The following is a 22,161-nucleotide window of genomic DNA, read 5'->3' on the forward strand; positions in this document are numbered from 1 at the left end:
AAGGTTAATCTCACTCACCCATAAGTAGTGATTGATTTGTTTAGCGTGCAAGTAATACAGAGAATTTATAGTCCTTCGGTTGTTCGAAGGATCGGCAAAAAAGACAACAACTTATGACATCACCTTACTATTACATGATGAAGGGATTTACGAGCTAACCACACTACTCTATATTGGTTGATTAGGTTTTGTCCTCCCTGGCCTTGCGCGCGGGAGTTAGTATGAAAAGAATGTTATTTAACGCTACCCACTCAGAAGAGTTGAGAGTAGCTATTGTTGATGGTCAAAAACTAATTGATCTGGATATTGAACACGCTGGTAGAGAACAGCGAAAAAGCAATATTTATAAGGCAGTTATCACCCGCGTTGAACCCTCCCTAGAAGCTGTGTTCGTGGATTATGGCGCAGAGCGTCATGGTTTTCTTCCTTTCAAGGAAATCGCCCGCAATTACCTACAAAACGATGAGGGTGATTTTTCACGTAGTAAAATTGCCTCCTTACTTAAGGAAGGTCAAGAGTTAATCGTACAGGTAGATAAAGATGAGCGTGGTAATAAAGGGGCCGCTCTCACCTCCTATATCAGTCTTGCAGGACGCTACCTAGTATTAATGCCTAATAACCCAAAAGGTGGCGGAGTATCAAGACGCGTGGAGGGGGATGAGCGCGCAGAATTAAAGGATGTATTAAATCAACTAAACATTCCTACCGGGATGTCACTTATTGCTAGAACCGCCGGGATAGGAAGATCCGTAGAAGAGCTGCAGTGGGACTTAAACTATCTCTCTCATTTGTGGCAAGCCATAGAGTCAGCTTCAACGTCTCAAAAAGGTGCTTTTTTGATTTATCAAGAAGGTAGCCTTGTCATCAGGGCAATACGTGATTTATTTCAACCTGATATTGGTGAAATACTGATTGATACCGAAAGTATCTACGAGCAAGCAAGGCAGTTCATGAGCCATGTGATGCCCTCTAACGTCAATAAAGTTAAACTCTACAAAGATGATGTTCCCTTATTCTCTCGCTTCCAGATTGAGCATCAGATAGAAACCGCTTACCGTCGTGAGGTTAACTTACCCTCCGGTGGGGCTATTGTTATTGATCACACAGAAGCTTTGGTATCAATAGATGTCAACTCAGCTAGATCCACACGTGGTGGTGATATTGAAACCACTGCTTTTAACACCAACCTAGAAGCCGCAGACGAAATTGCTAGACAGCTACGTCTAAGAGACTTAGGTGGGCTAGTAGTCATTGACTTCATCGATATGGAAAATCCGCGAAATCAACGTGAAGTGGAAAACCGACTAAGGGAAGCGTTGCATTATGACCGTGCCCGCGTGCAAACCGGTAAAATTTCAAGGTTTGGTCTATTAGAACTCTCCCGTCAACGTTTACAACCTTCACTTGGAGAGAGTAGTCATACCACCTGTCCAAGATGTCATGGTACAGGATTCATCAGAGACACCGAGTCCTCAGCTCTTCATATTTTACGCATACTGCAAGAAGAGGCCATGAAGGACAATACGGCTATTATTCGTGCTCAAGTTCCAGTGGATGTGGCCACCTTCTTACTCAATGAAAAACGGGCGGATGTCTTTTCTATTGAATCAAGACTTAAAGTACATGTGGTATTGATTCCTAATACCCATTTAGAAACACCTAACTATAATATCGTTCGCATTAGGCATGATGAAGCCAATCACATGGATTTATCGGAGCCCAGTTACCAACTGGCGGAAGAACCCGAAGCGGATCAAGATCAAAAAAATGTAGCGCAAGCGGGTAATAAAATAATTAAGATCGAAGCAGCGGTAAAGGGAGTCACCCCCCCTCAACCCGCTCCTGCTGAATCAACACCTGTGCGTCAAAATGTATCCGTTGAGAAAAAACAATCCTTCTTCTCAACTATTATTAGCTGGTTTAAACCAGTGAAAGTAGAAGAGCCAGAACCACTACTTAAAAAGAGCACACGCGAATCCAACGGCGAATACCGTCAAAACGATCGTCGTAGAAGAAACAACCGAAATAATAAAGCACCTTCTCAAGAAAAAAATCTGCTAAAGGATGATTCGCAAGACAAAGATATAGCGCCAAAAACACGTCGCCAACCACAAGCAACTGAAGGCTTAGCAGGTCAAAATAGAAATCAAAATAGTAGAAGACGCACCCATCGAACTGAAGATGAAGTGGTGACAGCACCGCTTAATGAAATCACTGAAGTCATTTCTCCTATTGTTGAAACAGAAAATACAACAGCCGAGGTCAAAGAGGCAGCTAATAAGCCAAGACGGAATAGAAGAAATAACAGAAGAGAACGATCAGGTAATAGTAGACGCTTTAATGGGGCTATTACCCCAACCTTTGAGCGTGGTGATGAACCTAACCTTGTCGTGGCATCATCCCATGAAGTTGAGGTAGCTGATGTGGTACCTAGCCATGACATAGCTGAACCTGTGATAGAAACCTCATTGTTTAGCGCCCCAAGTACTGTGATCAACGAAGTGGTATCAGAGAGTACTGAGCTACTGACACAGTCTAATAACGCTGAAAGCACTATGACCAACGAAGTGATGTTAGAGAGTATAGAGTCACCGACTCAGTCTAATGAAGTGAAACAATTAGCTCCTACGGAAGTCGAGCCTCCAGCACCAAGCAGTATTCGAATCTCAGTAGAAGACACTATTCGCTTACAAGTTGATATCGCAGAGAAAGCTGGATTAATTTTTGTAGAGACTAAACCTAGGGATGAGATGAATGCTGTAGTTGCTCCAGTAGAAAAACGACCTCCTGTGAGAAGGGTTAAGGCAACACACAGTAATTCAACATCAATGCCCTTAATACAAGTAGAAACAATAAAACAACCATCAACTGAGGGTGTAAGAAATTTTGTGTAAACGGTCATTTGGCAGGAAAATCTGCCTAACTTTGAAAAGGAAGTGAACATGACCGTAACAAAGAAATCCCCCTCGCCTGATTTGATTGACCAACTGCTGGCCGGCTACCAGAAACCCGAAGATATACTGGGCGAGCATGGCTTGCTTAAACAGCTCACCAAGGCTGTCGTGGAACGTGCGCTGCAAGCCGAGATGGCAGCCCACCTTGGGCATGACAAGCATGAGCCCATCGCCAATACCGCTGGCAACGCCCGTAATGGCACCAGCCGCAAGACGCTCAAAGGTGAGTTTGGCGAATTGCCTATCGAAATTCCGCGCGACCGGCAAAGCAGCTTTGAGCCGCAACTGATCCCCAAACATCAAACCCGCTGGACAGACTTTGACGACAAGATTTTGTCCTTGTACGGTCGTGGCATGACGGTGCGTGAGATTCAGGGTCATCTGGAAGAAATGTATGGCACAGAGGTGTCGCCCAGTCTGATTTCAGCGGTGACCGATGCCGTCATCGAAGAAGTCAAAGCGTGGCAATCCCGGCCGCTGGATGCGCTGTATCCAATTGTTTATATGGATTGTATTCATGTAAAAGTGCGGGATAACGGCGCAGTGCGCGTTAAAGCAGTCTATCTGGCGCTGGGCATCAAGCTCGATGGAGAGAAGGAATTACTGGGTATCTGGATCGCCCAAACGGAAGGCGCCAAGTTCTGGCTACAGGTGGTCACGGAATTGAAGAATCGTGGTGTGCAAGACATCTTCATCGCCTGCGTGGATGGGCTGAAGGGCTTCCCGGAAGCCATTGAAACCGTGTTTCCCAAGACCGCCGTTCAGCTTTGTATCGTACATATGGTGCGCTACAGCCTGAATTACGTCGGTTGGAAACTGCGCAAAGAGGTGGCCGCTGATCTGCGCGCCATTTACACCGCGGCCACGGCGGATGAGGCGGAGCGGCAGTTGACGGCGTTTGAGGAAAAGTGGGACAAAGACTATCCGGCGATTGGCCAAAGCTGGCGGCGCAACTGGATACGCATCACGCCGTTCTTTGACTATCCGCCGGAGATTCGCCGGGTGATTTACACCACTAATGCGATTGAATCGCTGAACATGAGCCTGAGGAAAATCACCAAGAATCGTGGCTCGTTTCCGACTGATGAGGCGCTGCTGAAACTGTTCTACCTGGCGATCCAAAACATCAGCAAAAAATGGACGATGCCCATTCGGGATTGGAAGGCGGCGCTAAACCGGTTTACTATCCAGTTTGACGACCGGATGCCGCAACATTAATGAATTCCGTTTACACAAAATCCAGGACACCCTCCATCAACTACACAAGATCAATCTTAATCGATTGCGTGTCAAACACCCCGTCCTTCAGGACGGTATCAAGAACGGGTACGCTAACACCGTACCCGTTGTGACTTTGTCAAAATAGTTTAAAACTGCCAGACTTAACCATTCTATCCTTGGTCAGAGAGGTAAGGAATTCAGAGGGCAAATTGACTATCAAGGTATTGTGGGATGGAGGAATACAGCTTGCTGTTCCTAGTCCATTGCTTCGAAGTCACTGAGCACAAAATAATCACAGGCTTAATTTCTGTGCATAGATTATGGCTACGAAAATAACGCTAATAGGATAATCGAGGTCAATCTATGCGATCGAGAATACCTCATGTTAGCCACCAGAGAGTTCGCAGTCAAATCGCCTGATGAAGCAGAACGATCCATCGAAACGACTATACAAAAAGATTAAGAAAAACCAGATACTACTTTTAAGGACAGTATCTGGTACAGACGTTCGGGTTAACGAACACTCATTAGAAAACCAACTATTTAAGAGTCATAACCATTTTATAAAGAAGCACCGAGCTCACTACGCCGCTTTTTTAAATATCATCTTAGGGTTTTCTTGGATAGGATCAGTAATAACAATAAGTCGACTTGCTGTGAATGCTTGTGCGAGTTGTTGGTACTTTTCATTATGACTGTCAAACTGACTATCAAATATAACCACCGCAGCGCAATGTTGACTAGCCAAAGCTTGTTCTGTAGCCCACCACTTTGCCTCATTAGATTTAATAGAAACAATTTGATGTCTTGTTGTTTTCAACCTATTAATTAGGTTACTGGCATCTGCTTGTTGGTGTTCTTTCACCACAAAAATAAGCCATTGTTTTTTCTTAAGTAACGAATCACATACTTCTTTAAAGAGTAAGTTAATATTAAAATCATGACTACTTCCAGCCATCAAATACTGGTTGTGATGTGCATTAAAAAAGCGAATGGCTTCATCATCGGACTCAATGCTAGGATTAAACAAAATATCCATCAGTTTAACTGCACTGTTGGCTAAGAAATAAATAAGTGTTGTAAGGGTATACATGTTTGATTCCTCTAAAGTTGTCCTTGTCTAATAACACCTACAGCTAAACCTTCAATATTAAAAGACTGTTTTTTAAGGTCCACTTCAATGATATTAAATTCAGTATTTTCTGGTATGAGTTCAACTATATTTTTATTTTGTCTAAATCGTTTAACGGTTACTTCATCGTCAACTCTTGCTACCACCACATCACCATTTCTGACCTGTTGAATTTGACTCACAGCTAACAAGTCTTGATCGAGAATGCCAATATTTTTCATACTCATACCCTTAACACGTAATAAATAGTCTGCTTTTGGTTTAAACATATTTGGGTCTATGCGGTAATGATGTTCTATATTTTCTACAGCCAAAATGGGGTATCCCGCGGCCACACGTCCCACCAAGGGAATCCCTAGATTTAACTCTTTAATTCTAATTCCTCTAGAGGAGCCAGGAATTAACTCAATAACTCCCTTTTTAGCAAGAGCCTTTAAGTGGTCCTCGGCGGCGTTGGGTGATTTAAATCCCATCGCATGAGATAATTCAGCTCGTGTGGGCGGCACACCTGAGGTCTCTAGATATTGGTAAATCCAATCAAAAACTTCTTTTTGTCTTGCGGTGAGTTGAGCGCTCATAAAAACCTCCTGTAACTGTTATTTTATACAGTACTGTAAATAAATCAAGTTGATTCACTTATTATGAGGTAGTAAATTGAAAAATAACGTCTTTTTTATAGGTCATGGGAACCCGATGTTGGCTATTACCCCCTCCTCTCACACAACATCCTGGCAACATTTGGGGTTAAGCAACCTTAGCCCACAGGCTATTTTATGTATTTCGGCCCACTGGGTTAGCAAAACATTGGCCGTAACGGCCATGGATAAACCAAGAACCATTCATGACTTCACTGGTTTTCCTGAGGAATTATATGCACAAAATTATCCTGCCCCAGGTGCGCCTGAACTGGCAGTGGAGTTGAGTAAAGCCTTGGCTCAATTCAATTGTTCTCTTGATTACTCATGGGGCTTAGATCACGGTTCGTGGGCTGTACTAAAATATATTTACCCCCAGGCTGTGATCCCAGTACTGCAACTATCACTCAAACAAAATGAAGGTTTAGAATTTCATTTCAAACTAGGGCAAGCCATATCTCATCTCAGAGAAAAGAATATATTAATCCTTGCCAGTGGCAATAGTGTGCATAATCTTTATGCTGCCAATTGGGCAATCCACGCCAAGCCAGATCCTAGAGCAGTTGAATTTGATCATATTCTCCTTTCTATCTTAACAAGGCGAGATTATCACTCCTTTTTTAATCTATTCAATGATTATCCCTCACTAACTAAGTGGGCGCATCCCACATTGGAACATCTACTTCCCTTGTCTGTAGCCTTTGGAGCGAGTGTGGTGGAAGATAATTTATCAGTTGTTTGCGAAGGAGTAGATTTATCTAGTATCAGTATGATGAGCTTATCATGGTCAAGTTAATGCTTAACTTCAGAGTCGCCAGGATTACCAATCAGCATGACCTCAATTCCCTCTTCATATAGTTCTTGTAGTTCATCAAGTGAGGCTGTACCTCGTATATTCTTTTGTGGAATTTCTTGATAATGAATTTTCTTTGCTATTTCAGTGAACTGACTTCCTACATCCTCAGAACTTAAATTTATAAGCCGCAAAATTTGTTGACGCAACTGTTCTAAATCACCTTGCACGGCAATATTGTTTGTTGTTGTGTGCTGACCGGGAGTTTCTTTAACCGCAGGAGAATCGGTATTCTTTGTAATAGAGGAACCAATAAATGGTGCAGAAGGTATTCTATTAATTTCTTGGGATTGACAAATCGGACAAGCGAGCAGTCCTAGGCTTTGTAGTTTTTCAAAGCTTTCCGAGGAATCATACCACCCCTCAAACTGATGGGAGTATGGACAACTTAAGTCATAAACAATCATTTATAAGTTCCTTTTTTCTCATCAGATGAGGGCATTTCGGTTTATTTCAAGGTGTATTATTTATTCAAAAAAATAGATAAGAACTCAAGCGTTCGGCCACGTGCAAGAGAGGCTGCCTCTTGGTTATACATACTCCGAGACCAACAATTAAATCCATGGTCTACATTAGGATAAGTTAAAACCCAAGCATTTGATTTCTTAGCAAAGGTCTTCGTCACAGTTTTGACAGCTTTATCATCAATATATTGATCTTTTTCTGCAAAATGAAACAACAAAGGAAGGTTAACTTCGCTAGCCGTACTCAGTTGCTGATCAATACCCCCTGGATAATAGCAAATTGCAGCATCCACAGCATTTTCTGCACCAACCATGTATGATAATAAACCACCCATACAATAACCTATCGAAGCAATTTTATGGGTAACTTCTGAACGTTGACGTAAAAAGTTAACGGCCTTAATGAGGTCATCACGGGCGGTTTGCATATTGCAATGGTTATAGAGCTCTAAGCCCTTTTTGAAACTCACTTCATCATAACCTAATGTAACCTTTTGCTCTTGGCGCCAAAAAACATCAGGAGCAAAAACAACATAACCATCCATGGCATATTGATCAGCCACTTGCTGTATATGCTCGTTTACACCAAATATTTCCTGAATCAAAATAATTCCAGGCCCCTTACCAGTGGGTGGAAGACTTAAATACCCACTAAAAGTAGATTGATCATCCTTATTAATTTCCAGCCATTGACCATTCATAAAAGCTCCATTGTCAGTTAGTGAAGAATTGAAAACATTTCATTATAAAATATTCTAAACAAACAAAACTCGATTAAAGATTAAAATTTTAAACAATAAAATCACTTTTAAAAAGTTCTGAAAAAAGGTAAAATAGAAAATTAGCCCGGGTGGTGAAACAGGTAGACACAAGGGACTTAAAATCCCTCGGCTTGAAAAGGCTGTGCCGGTTCGATTCCGGCCCCGGGCACCACAACATTAGAATAACTGGGGGCATTAAATAATGCTTGATATGTTTTTTAACCAAGTTACTAATCAATTGTGGTTTAAATTTACATTAACACTCTCCCTTGCGTTCCTAACCGGTCTTGAAATTCGGGGCTACTGGTCTAGTTCACCAAATCGTATCAGGATAGGTTCTACGAGAACTTATACTCTATTATCGGCTTTTGGCTTTATCTTATTTACCCTTGACCCAACTTATAAATTATTTATAGTTGGCATGCTCTTTATTACTTCATTAATTTTCTTGTTTTACCAAAAAAAGCTCCAGGAACAACAATTTGGCATCTTGCAACTAGTGATTCCTATGATCGTATATACCTTTGGTCCTTTAAGCCTGAATACGCCATTATGGTTTCTCATTTTGGTTTTTGTCATGATCATTTTCACCATCAGTGCACGACCGATTGCCTTACAAATCACGAAAAAAATGGATCAAGATGAATTAATACTTTTTTCTAAATTTCTTTTAGTTTCCGCAGTCATTCTTCCACTCTTACCAAAGAATACTATTAGTACATACCTGCCCTCTTCTCCTTTTCATATTTGGATGGCTGTGGTGGTCATTTCTTCTATTTCTTATCTAGGCTATCTACTGAGACGATACTTTCTATTAGGTAGCGGAACATTTTTAACGGGTTTGTTGGGGGGTATTTATTCAAGTACAGCGGCTACCGTGGTGTTAGCTCGGCACTCAAAGCTTTTCCCTACGACTAATGGGGGCATTCAAGCTGCCATTGTAGCGGCTACTGCTATGATGTATTTGCGATTGATGATTTTAGTAGGCATTCTAAGTACTCATTTATTAAGTACCCTAGCACTTCCCTTGTTATTATTTTTCTTTACCACATTAATAATTTCTTATATTTTCAATAAACAAAATGTGTCATCAGTCACTGACCAACAAGAGAAAGATAAAAACCCCCTAGAATTTGGTACAGCAATATTATTTGCTGGATTATTTATTCTTATGTTATTTTTAACTGAAGTGATTACAGAAAAGTTTGGTGCCTTAGGATTAAAAATCTTAGCCTTTGGTACAGGTTTCACAGATATAGATCCCTTTATTTTATCGTTATTAAACGGCTCTTATCCTAATTTGTCGGATCACTTAATCTCTGGTGCTTTTTTAATCGCGGCAGGGAGCAACGGATTACTAAAGGCCATATACACTGGCTTCATCGGTGATTGGAAGAAAAACAAACAATCCATTTTAGTGCTCATCATAAGTGGCTTTCTGACCATCATTTGGGGAGCTATTTTAGAATAATTAACAATAAACTCCCCAGTTGAGTGGTTTATGCGAAACCTGTGACGGTCATTTTGTAATCAATTTGGCTTCCCTTTCTAGCTCTACCGTGAATGTAAGACTTAAGTTCCGCGCCACTTAACTGTGCTTGAACTTCCTTACCCGCTCGGTTTGTTCCCAGAATAACCAAACGAGATAGATTCGTTGCTATAGAAGAAAGTAACTTCTCATCATGATCCAAGCCCATCAAAATAATCCCTTTTCCTTTTGGCAATTCTTTTAATTCACTCATTGGAAAAATCAACAACCGTCCCTTTTCAGATAAACTTGCCACATGGGTAGCGTCTTTATCTATTAAACGTGGGAATAAAGGGTAATCGTTTTCTTCAATACTCATAAAAGCTTTACCTGCCTTAACCCGCGAGATCAGATCAAGAGGTTTAACCATAAATCCGGTCCCCGAGGAACTGGATACCAGATAACGCACATCAGGTAATGCACTCATCAGTCCAATCACTCGCGCTCCATTTTGTAGATCGACAAGCGTACTAACAGGTACTCCATCCCCTCTGCCTGATGGGATGTCAGAGACTTTAATCGTATAGACTCGACCCTTTGAATCCAGCAGAATTAATGAGTGAATGGTACGAGACTCAATAACACAATGAGCATGATCTCCTGATTTATATGAAAACTGACTGGCATCCAAAGCATGACCTTGTCGTGACTTAATCCAGCCATTTTTTGACAGGGTCACAGTCACCGCTTCATCCAACACAGTGGGGGCAATCAGTTCTTCCTCCACGAACTCTATTAAAGTACGCCTCTTATCACCATAGAGCTCCGCATCAGTATTCACTTCGTGAATAAGTAACTCTCGCCTGGCTTCTTCATTATCCAGTAAATAACTCAAGTTACTTTTTTCGGACCGTAACTCTGTAAGTTCTTTTTCAATTTTAATATACTCTAGTTTTGCTAATTGTCTGAGTCGTATCTCTAAAATATCTTCAGCCTGCGTCTCCGATAGAGAATAATGTTTGATTAATTCAATTTTCGGCTCCTCAGACTCACGAATAACTTTGATGACTTCATCAATATGCAACAGGATTAATTCTCTGCCCTCAAGAATATGAATCCTTCTTAGAACCTCATTTAACCGATGTTGGGTACGTCTTACAATAGTATTTAATCTAAAAGTAATCCATTCATTAAGAATATCTTTTATATTTTTTTGCTTAGGCTTATTATCCACACCCAGCATGACCATATTGATAGAGATGGATGATTCAAGTCTTGTATTCACTAGCAGAAAATTCATTAACTCCTGCGGATTTTGACGACTCGATTTAGGCTCAATAACAATTCTCACTGGTGAGTTTTTATCTGACTCATCCCTGATTAAATCTAAGGCTCCTAAAATCAGTGCCTTTAAGTTCGCTTGATCGGGTGTTAATGTTTTTTTACCGTCCCTAACCTTAGGATTGGATATTTTCTCAATATCCTCAAGAATATCCTTAGTTGATACGCCATAGGGTAATTCATTGACAACAATACGCCACTGTCCTCGTGCAAGCTCTTCAATAGACCAACGGGCTCTAATTTTAAGAGACCCTCTACCCGTTTCATAGGCGCTCAGTATGTCAGAGTGGGACGAGATGATTTGTCCACCCCCTGGTAAATCAGGTCCTTTAATAGCTCGAACAATTTGAGAAATAGTGGTATCGGGCTTTTGAATTAAACTAATAACAGCCTTTGCCACTTCGCGCATATTATGGGAAGGGATTTCCGTGGCCATCCCAACACCAATACCCGATGATCCATTGAGTAATACAAAGGGAAGACGGGCAGGTAGTAATTTGGGCTCTTTGAATGAACCATCATAATTAGGCGTAAAATCAACGGTATCTTTATCAATTTCAGATAGCAATAATTCAGCAATGGGAGTCAGACGACATTCGGTGTAACGCATGGCCGCAGCCCCGTCGCCATCACGACTACCAAAGTTACCTTGTCCATCAATCAAAGGATAACGTAAGGTAAAATCCTGTGCTTGTCGAACCAGCGCCTCATACGCAGCAGAATCTCCATGAGGATGGTATTTACCAATCACATCACCCACAACACGAGCAGATTTCACATGTCGATTTGGCCGATAGAGGCCAAGTTCATGCATAGCAAATAATATTCGCCGTTGCACAGGCTTTTGACCATCACTCACGTCAGGAATCGCCCTCCCCATCACAACGCTCATGGCGTACTCTAGATAACTGCGTTCAATAAAATGGGATAACTCTAATTGTTCCTCTGGCTCTTGTGGTACGGGGTTGTTGTGTGAAAAAAGATCTCCACTCACCTGATCAAGTTCAATATGTGTTTTTTTTACCATTAAATATCCACCTCCACACTACTGCCGTTTTCTTCCATCCATTCCCGTCTTGCACTGGCTTCACCTTTGCCCATTAACTTGGAAAAAGTAGCATGGGTATGTTGATGATCTAAAGCCATTAATAAAACCGGTAAGACACGTCTGGTATCCGGATTCATGGTAGTTTCCCATAATTGCTCAGGATTCATTTCACCCAAGCCTTTGAATCGACCAACACTCCATTGCGTGGGTTTTAGCCCTTCCTTAGATAAGCGATCCTCAATAGCTAACAATTCGTTTTCATCTAAAGCGTACAGTTTACGTGCCGGTCTTTTCCCTAACGCATTCACATCAATTCTAAATAAGGGTGGGCTCGCCACGTAGATATGTTTCGTTTCAACTAATTTTGGGAAATGCATATAAAACAAGGTTAACAACAACACTTTAATATGACTCCCATCCACATCAGCATCGGACATAATAATAATTTTGTCATAACGCAAACCTGTTAAATCGGGTTCATCGTCTGTACCATGTGGATCAACGCCAATGGCCACAGAGATATCGTGTATTTCATTATTAGCAAATAATCTGTCTCTATCTACCTCAAAGGTGTTTAATACTTTTCCGCGCAGTGGCAAGATAGCTTGGATATTTTTATTTCGTGCCAGCTTGGCAGAGCCCCCGGCTGAATCTCCCTCAACTAAAAAAAGTTCTCTCTCATTGATATTGTCAGATTCGCAATCGGTCAGCTTACCAGGAAGAACAGCCATACCACTGCCCTTCTTTTTCTCAATCTTTTGACTGGATTTCATCCTGTTCATTGCTTGTTTGATCACCAACTCAGCAATTTTTTTAGCATAATCCAAATGATTGTTTAACCATATATCTAGTGGTTGTTTAATCATCGTGGCTACCAGTTTTAACGCATCTCTACTCGTTAACTTTTCCTTAGTTTGTCCTTGAAACTGAGGATCTAGAATGCGCGTTGATAGAACAAAATGTAACTTACTTGAGGCGTCCTCCATTTGTAATCTGACACCCCTCGGTAACAGACCATGCAGATCAATAAAGCTCTTAATTGACTCATATACCCCAGTTCTGAGCCCCGCCTCATGGGTTCCACCTGCCGCAGTAGGAATCAGATTAACGTAGGATTCGTTGGCGCCAAAGGAGTTCTCATACCAAGCAAGAGCCCATTGAGCCCCCTCTCCTTCTGCGAAAATCTCACTGTCTGTGGTAGCGTCAATATAGTTCTCCAGTGAGAAAATAGGGACTAGAGGTTCTTGATAATCAGAGATTTCATCTAAATACCCCTTTAATCCTTCAGGATACTTCCAGGTTTTTAGGTGCTCAAGATCCTTTTCAAATTGTAAATTCACTTCAACGCCTGGCAACAATACGGCTTTTGATCTTAAGACTCGCTCCAACTCATTGACGGATACATGTGGCTGATCAAAGTATTTGGGATCAGGGGTCACCGTGATCTGTGTACCTGTATCATTTTTATCGCAATGACCTATCACTTTCAGAGGAACGATTACGTTGCCGTCAGAGAATGAGATTTGATAAATTTTACCTTCCCGTTTGACAATGACATCCAGTTGTTTGGACAGAGCATTAGTCACTGAAACCCCCACACCATGTAACCCTCCAGAAAAGGCATAGGCACCTTGACCAGATTTTTTATCAAACTTTCCGCCCGCATGTAAGCGGGTGAATACCAATTGTATAGTGGGCTCACCTTCTTCGGGATGTATCCCCACAGGTATTCCTCGACCATTATCTACAACAGTAATGGAATGATTATTGTGAACAACTACAAAAATTTTGGTAGCATAGCCCGCCAGCGCCTCATCGGCCGCATTATCTATCACTTCCTGGATAATATGTGTTGGATCCTGGGTTCGGGTATACATGCCAGGGCGTTCTTTGACAGGCTCAAGACCTTTTAGGACTCTAATACTGGATTCGTTATATTTAGATGAAGCCACGGTTTTATCCTAGATAATGTGTCATATTAATAAAGATATCGAAAAATAGTTCGAATCATCGCACTTTTTTAGTTCCTACGCCAAGAAAAATATTTTATGTATCACAAATATAACGTCATTATAGTCGGTGCTGGATTCTCAGGATTATCCATGGGACTTGAATTATACGAGTCCCATGAAACAGATTGGATGATCCTAGAACAGGCAAGTGAAGTAGGAGGAACCTGGAGAGAGAATACTTATCCTGGAAGCGGCAGCGATGTACCCAGCATTCTGTATCAATTAAAACAAAGACCATATCTTCAATGGTCGCACAAATATGCCGGGCAAAAAGAAATCTTATGTTATCTAAAGAGTCTTGCTGAACCCATTAAAGATAAAATAAAATTATCAGAAAAAGTAATCAGTATAGAGTTCATTAATAAAGCAAGTCATTGGCTCATTACAACCAATAAGGGTACGTGGATAACTCGATTTTTAATCATGAGTATGAGTCCATTAGCTGAACCCCACATTCCCGTCATTCAAGGAAGAGAAGATTTTACCGGGCCACAATTCCATACCTCACAGTGGCCAGAAAACCTTAATTATAAAGATAAGAAAGTTGCGATTATAGGCTCTGGTGCCTCTGCCATACAATGTATTGAAACTATACAACCCCATGTTAATCATTTAACGATTTTCCAACGCTCAGCAAGCTGGGTGATGAGTAAGAAGAATCAACCTATTCTCCATAATAATCGTTTTTTTACAAATAAATTATTATTTAATTTTTTTTATTTATTTAACTACTGTATACAGGAAATAAAGGTTTTATTCTTCATTAACCCCGTATTAATGAAATTATTGGAATTGATTCAAAAAAGAAGAATCGCCTCTTTAATCCATAACCCAGAACTCAGAAGTAAGATTACTCCCAACTATCCTCTTGGTTGTAAACGTATTGTTTTATCAGATCACTATTACCAAGTCGTCAGCAGTAGCAATGTTAGCGTTCATACTTCAGCTATTCAACAGCTAACAAAAACGGGGATAACGCTTGTGGATGGCACATACATTGAGGCAGATATGATTATTTACGCCACTGGATTTATTCACGATCAACATATCCCTATCCAAAAAATTACCGCCAATGGTCTTCAATTAAAGGATGTGTGGAACCTAAAACGTAGTGCCTATCTTGGTATCTTTGTAAAACATTTCCCAAATTTATTTCTTCTGGTGGGTCCTAATACTGGACTGGGACATCAAAGCCTAGTTTTTATGATAGAAAGGCAAACCCGTTATCTGAATAAATTCATTAAGTATCTTTTAAAACAGAAAGTTAAGGAGGTATCAGTTAAACCTCACAAACAAGAACTTTATCAGCAAATGATAGAGGTTAGAAACCCTGGAACCGTATGGCAAAAGGGGTGTCAAAGTTGGTACGTAAATGGCAAAGGTGAGAATGTTGCTCTATGGCCATTTTCCTCCCTTTACTATTGGTGGTTAACTAAGGATTATAATAAAAATGATTTTGAAATCAGACTCTAAAACATTCTTACCCTCTGACATTACCTCAGAAAGCAACTACCTTCATCGACGACAATTTCTTAAAGCCATGGGGATAGCGCTGCCAACGGCCTTTTTACCAATTAATGCCTTTTCTTTTAATAATTCACTTAACTATACCCCTAAAGTTATAACCACTGCTGATGCCATGACTTCTTATCAAGATGCAACGCATTACAACAACTATTATGAATTTGGAACTGATAAGACCGACCCTGCTCAAAACGCAGGCTCCTTAATTACTCGTCCTTGGCACATAACAATTGAGGGATTAGTCAAAAAAAATAAGCAAATAGCTATTGATGAGTTGATCAATAAGTTTCCTCTTGAAGAGAGAATATACCATCACCGTTGCGTAGAAGCATGGAGTATGGTGATTCCTTGGGTAGGATTGAGTTTAAAAAAGTTTATTCATTGGTGCGAACCTACAGGCAATGCCAAATTTATAGAGTTTGTATCACTTGATGACCCTACAATGATGCCAGGGGTAAAGTCGTCAATACTCCATTGGCCCTATACAGAAGCCTTAAGAATGGACGAAGCCACACACCCGTTAACTATTTTAGCTGTTGGCATGTACGGTAAAATATTACCAAACCAAAATGGGGCGCCAGTTCGCCTTGTGGTCCCCTGGAAGTATGGTTTTAAAGGCATTAAAAGTATTGTTAAAGTGAGGTTTGTGGAGCAGCAACCTGCCACGACATGGAATATAACCAATCCTAACGAGTATGGCTTTTACTCAAACGTTAATCCATTGGTGGACCATCCTCGTTGGAGCCAAGCCACGGAACGGAGAATTGGCGATGGTTTATTTGCAGCCAGACGTAGAACACTTATGTTCAATGGCTACGCCGATCAAGTGGCTCATTTATATACTGGCATGGACCTTAAAAAATATTTTTAAAGACCATGAAAAAAATACTTTTTTTAGTTTGTCTCTTGCCCTTTTCCTATTTGATTTATAAGACTTTTTTAAATCAACTAGGGGCTAACCCCATATCTGAAATCATCCATTTTACCGGACTTTGGGCCCTGAATTTTTTCTTAATCACCCTTGCTATGACCCCCTTGAGAACAATGTTTAATATTGTTCAACCCTTGAAATTTAGACGTATGTTAGGTCTTTTTGCTTCTTTTTATTTAACCCTTCATTTTCTTGCTTACAGTGGACTTGATTTACATTTTAATTGGTCTGAAATAAGTCATGACCTACTGAAACATCCTTTTGTCTATGTGGGTTTTTCAGCTTTACTGTTAACCTTGCCTTTAGTAGTGACCTCAACCAATTATGCGCAAAGAAGACTCAAAAAGAACTGGAAAAGATTACACAAGCTGGCCTACTTGATTCCCCTGTTGGGAGTTGTTCATTTTTGGTGGTTAGTAAAACGCGATCTTACCCAACCTATACTCTATGCTATAGTATTAAGTGGTTTATTAGGCATCAGACTTGTTAAACACTTTCAGCAGACCAAAATAAAACCTTAATGGCAAGAATTATAAAAACCCTCGCAATCTTTTTACTTTACTTTGTTACTGCCACTGTTGAATCCTCTCCTGTAACAAATGAAGTTATCCATAGCCAGTCTGACCAAACAGAACATTTTACTAATCTTTATCCAGACCGTTATCCTCAAGGTAATTTTTTAAAATGGCAATGGCAAAAGCTGTTTAATAGTCAAAGTAATACCACTATCCCCCCTACCCCCTCTGTATCACCTGACTTAACATTGATTCATCATCCCCCGAAGGATGTATTAGTTACCTGGATTGGGCACTCCACTATTCTTTATCAATATGATGGGGTCAATTTTTTAACTGATCCCATCTATTCTGACTACGCGAGCCCACTGCCTCCCCTAGGCCCCAAACGACGTGTTCCACCAGGAGTACCCTTTAATCAATTACCTCATATCGACGTTGTAGTCATCTCTCATAATCATTACGATCATCTTGATTTGCCCACCATCAGAGCCCTAGCAGACCAAACAGGAGGCCCCCCCTTGTTTTTAGTACCACTCAAAGTAAAAGCATGGATGATGGATAATGTAGACAAGCTAAATATTCCTGCCTATAGCAATAAAGTGCAAGAGTTTAAGTGGCAACAATCTATCCATGTGCAGGGTAGAACCAAGAACTTCACTCTGACTTTTTTACCTGTTCACCATTGGAGCGCAAGGTCTTTATGGGATAGAAATGAAACTCTGTGGGGCTCCTGGGCAATTGTCCATCCGGGTTTTAGATTTTGGTTTTCAGGAGATCTTGGCTACTCCAAGGACACTGTTGATATTGGAGAGAGCTTCAAGTATTTTGACTTAGCCGCTATTGATATTGGGTCCTATAAACCTCGTTGGATTATGGCTAATTATCATATTAATCCCAGCGAGGCAGTTAAAGTCATGCAAGATGTACATGCTAAACAGGCGTTTGGAATTCATTGGGGCGTATTTAAATTATCTGATGAATCCTACACCCAAGCTCCCGAGGATTTGAATAAAGCATTAGTAGATCAACATATCAGTCAAGACAAATTTATTGTTCTAAAGGTTGGAGAAAGTAAAATTTATAAGGAATTGAATTAGCATGTTAAATTATCCCACTCAATTCGACTTCATTGTTATAGGTTCAGGTAGTGCAGGCTCTGTGATAGCCCATCGTTTGTCTGAGGATAACAATGTGAGCGTCCTCTTAATTGAATCGGGAAAACATGATAACTATCCATGGATTCATATTCCCGTTGGTTACTTATATTGTATTGGTAACCCGAGAACAGATTGGTGCTTTGACACAGTAAAAGATGAAGGTCTAAACGGTCGCTCGATTAAATATCCCAGGGGAAAAGGGATTGGGGGTAGCTCTCTGATCAACGGGATGATTTATATGAGGGGTCAACAGGCCGATTATCAAACTTGGGTAAATATAACAGGTGATGAGGGTTGGTCTTGGGAGAACGTATTACCACTCTTTAAGAAAATGGAAAGATACCATTCAGGGGCTAATGAATTTCATGGTAACAAAGGACCTTGGCGAGTATCTAAGCAAAGGCTGTCTTGGAAAGTACTAGAGGTATTTAAAGAGGCCAGTATTGAAAACGGCATTCCTTTTACTAAGGACTTTAATACCGGGGATAATTTTGGTGTAGGGTACTTTGATGTGAACCAGTATAAAGGCTTACGACTTAATGCTGGTCAAGCCTTTATAAAATCCGCTTCCTACAGAACTAACCTAACTATTTCAAGTGAAAGTCATGCGACTAAAATTCTCTTCGACGACAATAGAAGAGCAACCGGTATTGAAGTACTGAAAAATAATGAATTAGTCCAATTTTCAGCCACTAAAGAGATTATTGTGTGTGCTGGAGCAATTGGTTCTGTCACTTTGTTAGAGCGTTCAGGCATTGGTCGCGCTGACCTACTCAAAGAATTTAATATTCCCATCGTTCATTCACTTCCTCAATTAGGTGAAAACCTTCAGGATCATTTACAGCTAAGACATGTCTATCGAGTTGAAAACCTACCTACCTTAAATACTCTGGCTAATAATTGGTTTGGCAAAATGCGTATTGGACTGCAGTACTTGCTCACACGTCGTGGACCCATGTCCATGGCTCCTTCGCAGTTAGGCGTATTTGCAAAGAGCACTATGGATCAACCTCGTGCTAATTTACAATATCATGTGCAGCCTTTGTCCTTGGAAAAGTTTGGTGATCCTTTGCATCCATTTAATGGGTTTACTGCCAGTGTATGTAACCTACAACCCACCTCAAAAGGATCAGTGCATATTAGTGGCAGCGACCCTTTCGCTAAACCAATTATTAAGCCCAATTACCTCTCTAGCATTGAAGATCAAAAAATTGCGATTGAATCGGTAAAACTCACACGACAAATTATCTCCGCTCCTGTTTTTAAACCTTATCAACCTCAAGAGGTTTTACCAGGATCTGCCAAACAAACCGATGAAGAAATTTTAGATGGGGTAAGAAACATTGGAACAACGATTTTCCATCCCACTTCCACCTGTAAGATGGGGGCTAAAAATGATCCATCACGGTGTGTTGATAGCGAGTTCAAACTCAACGGTATCATAAATATTCGAGTTGTGGATGGTAGTACTATGCCTGTTATCACCTCAGGCAATACCGCCGCACCAATTATGATGATGGCTGAACGAGCATCCCTGTTAATTAAAAAAGATCATTCGCTCACCTAAATGAACACTCTCTCTCGTCATTTATTTGCCGCCATTACTGATAAAAAACGTATTCACAGAGAGGCCGATTTAGAACCTCACTCTCTGGAAGAGGCCTATCATGTCCAAAATGATTTAATTAAATTAATGGGTGACAACATTGCTGCTTGGAAGGTGGGAACAGGTGATTCCATTCATAGCGTATTCTCTTCGCCTTTGCCAAGTCAATGGCTCTATCACAACCCAACCGTCCTTTCACTCAATAACTATTCATTAATTGGGATAGAGTTAGAATATGCTTTTAGGCTAACGCATATACACCTTATTGATCAAGCTACTACGCTGCAAGAATTAGATGAACATATTATAGAAGTAGCCCCTGCCATTGAAATTGTGTCTACTCGTTTACCTGATTGGCCAGAACTCCCCGCTTACCTCAAAGCGGCAGATTTACAAAGTAATGGAGCCTTAGTGATCGGTGAGCCAAGGCCTTATTCAAGTTCTATAGAGTTCCTTGAACCCTCAATTTCCCTCACTTGCAATAATGAGGAAAAAACTCAGTTGATTGGAAAAAATCCTGCTGGGGATCCAAGGCTCCTGTTACCTAGTTTGGTGGCGCAACAAAGAAAACTTAGAAGAGAAATGAAACCAACGCATTGGATTACCACAGGAAGCCTGAGTGGTATTTTTTTTATTGAATACGTCAGTACTATACAAGGTACAATAAAAGGGTTTTCTCCGATAAATGTTACTTTCAAATAGTTACTATGTCTTTTAAGCATGCCATATTTATATTATCTATATCTTCTCTCTTCTTTTTATCGGGTTGCGTCCCTGTAGAGAGCGTTAAAAATACTGATAGCGCAGACAAGCCAAAGAGTTTAGAAACACCTTTAAGTCATATTACGCAAATTGAAAAACCCACGAGCCTACCAAATTCATCGTTGATAAAGGGCATTCCTTATTATCCTGAAACCAGAAATTTTTTAGCCCCCTCAACTCTTGCTTCAGTATTCAATTATTATGGAAAAAATGTTACTACCCATAATCTACTCACGCGAAATTATATTCCCGCACAAAAAGGAACCCTTGAATTTGATGCTACCTTAACAGCAAGAAAATTGGGCTATGTGGTCTATCCCTTGACAGAACAGATTGAAGATATTTTTTTAGAAATCTCACAACAACACCCTGTAGTGGTCACACTTAAAAACCCTGAAAATCCAGATGATTGGTCATTTCACGTGGTCTATGGTTATGATTTTACAGACCGTACGGTAACTATAATGGACAGCAATACTAGTAACAAGAAAATTTCCATGGATAGTTTTGATCGGCAATGGGCACAATCTCAACATTGGGCGGTAACGATTACCCCGCCTAATGTGATTCCAGCCTCTGCCAGAGAGATTGGTTATTTAACCTCTATTTCAAGAATTGAACCCATTGCTCCACAAGCCGCGAGAGAGGCTTATTTGAAAACCTTAGAGCGTTGGCCAAAAAATATTGTAGCCTTAATTGGTATTGGTGATATTGCCTATGTCCATCGCAATTATCATGAGGCATTAAAATATTTTGAGTTGGCAGTCAAAGCCAATCCGAATTCTGGAGACGCCCTGAATAATCTTGCGCAAACCTATTTAGCACTTCATCAAGGACAATCTGCGTTATTGACTATACAGCGCGCGTTAAAATTAAAAAGTAATCATCATCGTAAAACCTATTTAGTCACTCAACGACAAATAGAAAATTACTTAAAAAAACATCACTAGTTGGAGGCGGGGGTCGGAATCGAACCGGCGTAGACGGCTTTGCAGGCCGCTGCATGACCACTCTGCCACCCCGCCTTGGAAGAAAAATTACTGATTTGTTTGGAGCGGGAGACGAGTCTCGAACTCGCGACCTCAACCTTGGCAAGGTTGCGCTCTACCAACTGAGCTACTCCCGCAATAAGACGTAAATAATAAACTGATACGTCAGTTACGTCAATATTTTTCACTCACTTTCAAGAATGAGAATTGAAAAAAACCTTTAAAAACCGACTTTTACCGCCACTCTTAAATAGTAAAACATAGAAATAAGCGTTAATAAAGCTGCCATGACAAGACAAAGTGTTCCAATGAGGTGGCAGGGTATAAAATTAAACAACACTTGGTTATATAACAAGAAGGGGATTGCCACCATTTGCGCTGAGGTTTTGACTTTACCCAACGTTGATACGGCGATGTTAGCGCTTTTACCAATTTGCGCCATCCATTCTCTTAAGGCAGAGATAGTGATTTCACGACCTATAATAATCAGGGCCAGGACCGATGAAATACGTTGCAAATCCACAAGAACAATTAAGGCGGCCATCACCATTAGTTTATCTGCCACCGGGTCTAAAAATGCGCCAAACGCTGTAGATTGATTAAGTTTTCTGGCCAAAAAACCATCAAAGGCATCCGTTATAGCTGCCACAATAAATATTACAGCGGCTAGTAACCCTGAGTCGCTAGCGTGCATCCATGGATCAGGAAAATAGATCACCGCCACAAAAAGTGGGATAAGTAAAACCCTAATAAAGGTGAGAATATTGGGAATGGTTAATTTCATA

At 40.7% G+C, this 22,161-nt stretch carries 18 protein-coding genes and 3 tRNA genes; 12 read left to right on the forward strand and 9 right to left on the reverse strand.

All coding sequences use genetic code 11. The features are described from left to right. Positions 1–221: 221 nt before the first annotated feature. Together FERRO_RS08330 and FERRO_RS08335 are read left to right on the forward strand one after the other, a co-directional pair. A complete protein-coding gene (locus FERRO_RS08330) occupies positions 222–2,894 on the forward strand; it encodes an Rne/Rng family ribonuclease (RefSeq protein WP_056930397.1) in 2,673 nt (890 codons plus the stop codon). A gap of 48 nt (positions 2,895–2,942) precedes the next feature. After that, the gene (locus tag FERRO_RS08335; RefSeq protein WP_056930055.1) at positions 2,943–4,172 is read left to right on the forward strand and encodes an IS256 family transposase; all 1,230 of its coding nucleotides are present in this window, start codon (positions 2,943–2,945) and stop codon (positions 4,170–4,172) included. Between the two features lie 586 nt (positions 4,173–4,758). Here the strand turns inward: FERRO_RS08335 and FERRO_RS08340 are convergent. Both FERRO_RS08340 and lexA read right to left on the reverse strand, forming a co-directional pair. Next, positions 4,759–5,268, reverse strand: coding sequence for a hypothetical protein (locus FERRO_RS08340; RefSeq protein ID WP_056930398.1), 510 nt, complete (start codon positions 5,266–5,268; stop codon positions 4,759–4,761). 11 nt (positions 5,269–5,279) lie between these two features. After that, on the reverse strand, positions 5,280–5,885 hold the full coding sequence (lexA, locus tag FERRO_RS08345) for a transcriptional repressor LexA (RefSeq protein WP_056930399.1): 606 nt from the start codon (positions 5,883–5,885) through the stop codon (positions 5,280–5,282). Positions 5,886–5,961: 76 nt separating this feature from the next. On the opposite strand from lexA, the gene ygiD reads away from it, so the two are divergent. Next, entirely contained in the window at positions 5,962–6,738 is a 777-nt protein-coding gene (gene ygiD, locus FERRO_RS08350) for a 4,5-DOPA-extradiol-dioxygenase (protein ID WP_152975733.1), read from the forward strand. On the opposite strand, the gene FERRO_RS08355 is transcribed toward ygiD, so the two are convergent. Both FERRO_RS08355 and FERRO_RS08360 read right to left on the reverse strand, forming a co-directional pair. Then, complete coding sequence (locus tag FERRO_RS08355; RefSeq protein WP_056930401.1) at positions 6,735–7,202, reverse strand: DUF1178 family protein; 468 nt, start codon at positions 7,200–7,202, stop codon at positions 6,735–6,737. The two genes, ygiD and FERRO_RS08355, sit on opposite strands and share 4 nt — an antisense overlap. A 56-nt stretch (positions 7,203–7,258) precedes the next feature. Beyond that, on the reverse strand, positions 7,259–7,960 hold the full coding sequence (locus tag FERRO_RS08360) for a dienelactone hydrolase family protein (RefSeq protein WP_056930402.1): 702 nt from the start codon (positions 7,958–7,960) through the stop codon (positions 7,259–7,261). 143 nt (positions 7,961–8,103) lie between these two features. On the opposite strand from FERRO_RS08360, the gene FERRO_RS08365 reads away from it, so the two are divergent. Further along, a tRNA-Leu gene (locus tag FERRO_RS08365) sits at positions 8,104–8,192 on the forward strand. Positions 8,193–8,222: 30 nt separating this feature from the next. Next, positions 8,223–9,491 (forward strand): MgtC/SapB family protein, encoded by a 1,269-nt coding sequence (locus FERRO_RS08370; protein WP_082601255.1) that lies wholly within the window; start codon positions 8,223–8,225, stop codon positions 9,489–9,491. 28 nt (positions 9,492–9,519) lie between these two features. On the opposite strand, the gene parC is transcribed toward FERRO_RS08370, so the two are convergent. Next, positions 9,520–11,856 carry a DNA topoisomerase IV subunit A gene (gene parC, locus FERRO_RS08375; protein WP_082601256.1) on the reverse strand — a complete coding sequence of 779 codons (2,337 nt, stop codon included), beginning with the start codon at positions 11,854–11,856 and terminating at the stop codon, positions 9,520–9,522. After that, positions 11,856–13,829: a DNA topoisomerase IV subunit B gene (gene parE, locus FERRO_RS08380; RefSeq protein WP_056930403.1), complete on the reverse strand. Its 1,974-nt coding sequence runs from the start codon at positions 13,827–13,829 to the stop codon at positions 11,856–11,858. The genes parC and parE overlap by 1 nt, the downstream gene beginning before the upstream one ends. Before the next feature lie 96 nt (positions 13,830–13,925). Here parE and FERRO_RS08385 point away from each other — a divergent pair, with 96 nt between their 5' ends. Genes FERRO_RS08385 through FERRO_RS08415 form a run of 7 tightly spaced genes read left to right on the forward strand, consistent with a single transcriptional unit; the run spans position 13,926 to position 21,337 of the window. Beyond that, entirely contained in the window at positions 13,926–15,362 is a 1,437-nt protein-coding gene (locus FERRO_RS08385; RefSeq protein ID WP_082601257.1) for a flavin-containing monooxygenase, read from the forward strand. Next, positions 15,343–16,284, forward strand: a complete 942-nt coding sequence (gene msrP / locus FERRO_RS08390; protein WP_446718624.1) for a protein-methionine-sulfoxide reductase catalytic subunit MsrP — start codon at positions 15,343–15,345, stop codon at positions 16,282–16,284. Before FERRO_RS08385 ends, msrP begins: the two co-directional genes overlap by 20 nt. 5 nt (positions 16,285–16,289) lie before the next feature. Then, complete coding sequence (locus tag FERRO_RS08395) at positions 16,290–16,865, forward strand: sulfite oxidase heme-binding subunit YedZ (RefSeq protein WP_056930406.1); 576 nt, start codon at positions 16,290–16,292, stop codon at positions 16,863–16,865. Continuing rightward, positions 16,865–17,959: an MBL fold metallo-hydrolase gene (locus tag FERRO_RS08400; RefSeq protein ID WP_056930407.1), complete on the forward strand. Its 1,095-nt coding sequence runs from the start codon at positions 16,865–16,867 to the stop codon at positions 17,957–17,959. Before FERRO_RS08395 ends, FERRO_RS08400 begins: the two co-directional genes overlap by 1 nt. Before the next feature lies 1 nt (position 17,960). Then, entirely contained in the window at positions 17,961–19,586 is a 1,626-nt protein-coding gene (locus FERRO_RS08405) for a GMC family oxidoreductase (protein WP_056930408.1), read from the forward strand. After that, on the forward strand, positions 19,587–20,327 hold the full coding sequence (locus FERRO_RS08410) for a hypothetical protein (protein WP_056930409.1): 741 nt from the start codon (positions 19,587–19,589) through the stop codon (positions 20,325–20,327). A 5-nt stretch (positions 20,328–20,332) separates the two neighbouring features. Then, entirely contained in the window at positions 20,333–21,337 is a 1,005-nt protein-coding gene (locus tag FERRO_RS08415; protein ID WP_056930410.1) for a PA2778 family cysteine peptidase, read from the forward strand. 1 nt (position 21,338) lies between these two features. Here the strand turns inward: FERRO_RS08415 and FERRO_RS08420 are convergent. From FERRO_RS08420 to pgsA, 3 genes are all read right to left on the reverse strand, one after another. Then, positions 21,339–21,412 (reverse strand) — tRNA-Cys (locus FERRO_RS08420). 25 nt (positions 21,413–21,437) lie between these two features. Then, a tRNA-Gly gene (locus FERRO_RS08425) sits at positions 21,438–21,513 on the reverse strand. 83 nt (positions 21,514–21,596) lie between these two features. Then, positions 21,597–22,160 (reverse strand): CDP-diacylglycerol--glycerol-3-phosphate 3-phosphatidyltransferase, encoded by a 564-nt coding sequence (gene pgsA / locus FERRO_RS08430; protein WP_056930411.1) that lies wholly within the window; start codon positions 22,158–22,160, stop codon positions 21,597–21,599. Position 22,161 lies beyond the last annotated feature (1 nt).

This window comes from Ferrovum sp. JA12 (assembly GCF_001431705.1).
In the GTDB taxonomy this organism is placed as follows: Bacteria; Pseudomonadota; Gammaproteobacteria; order Burkholderiales; family Ferrovaceae; genus PN-J185.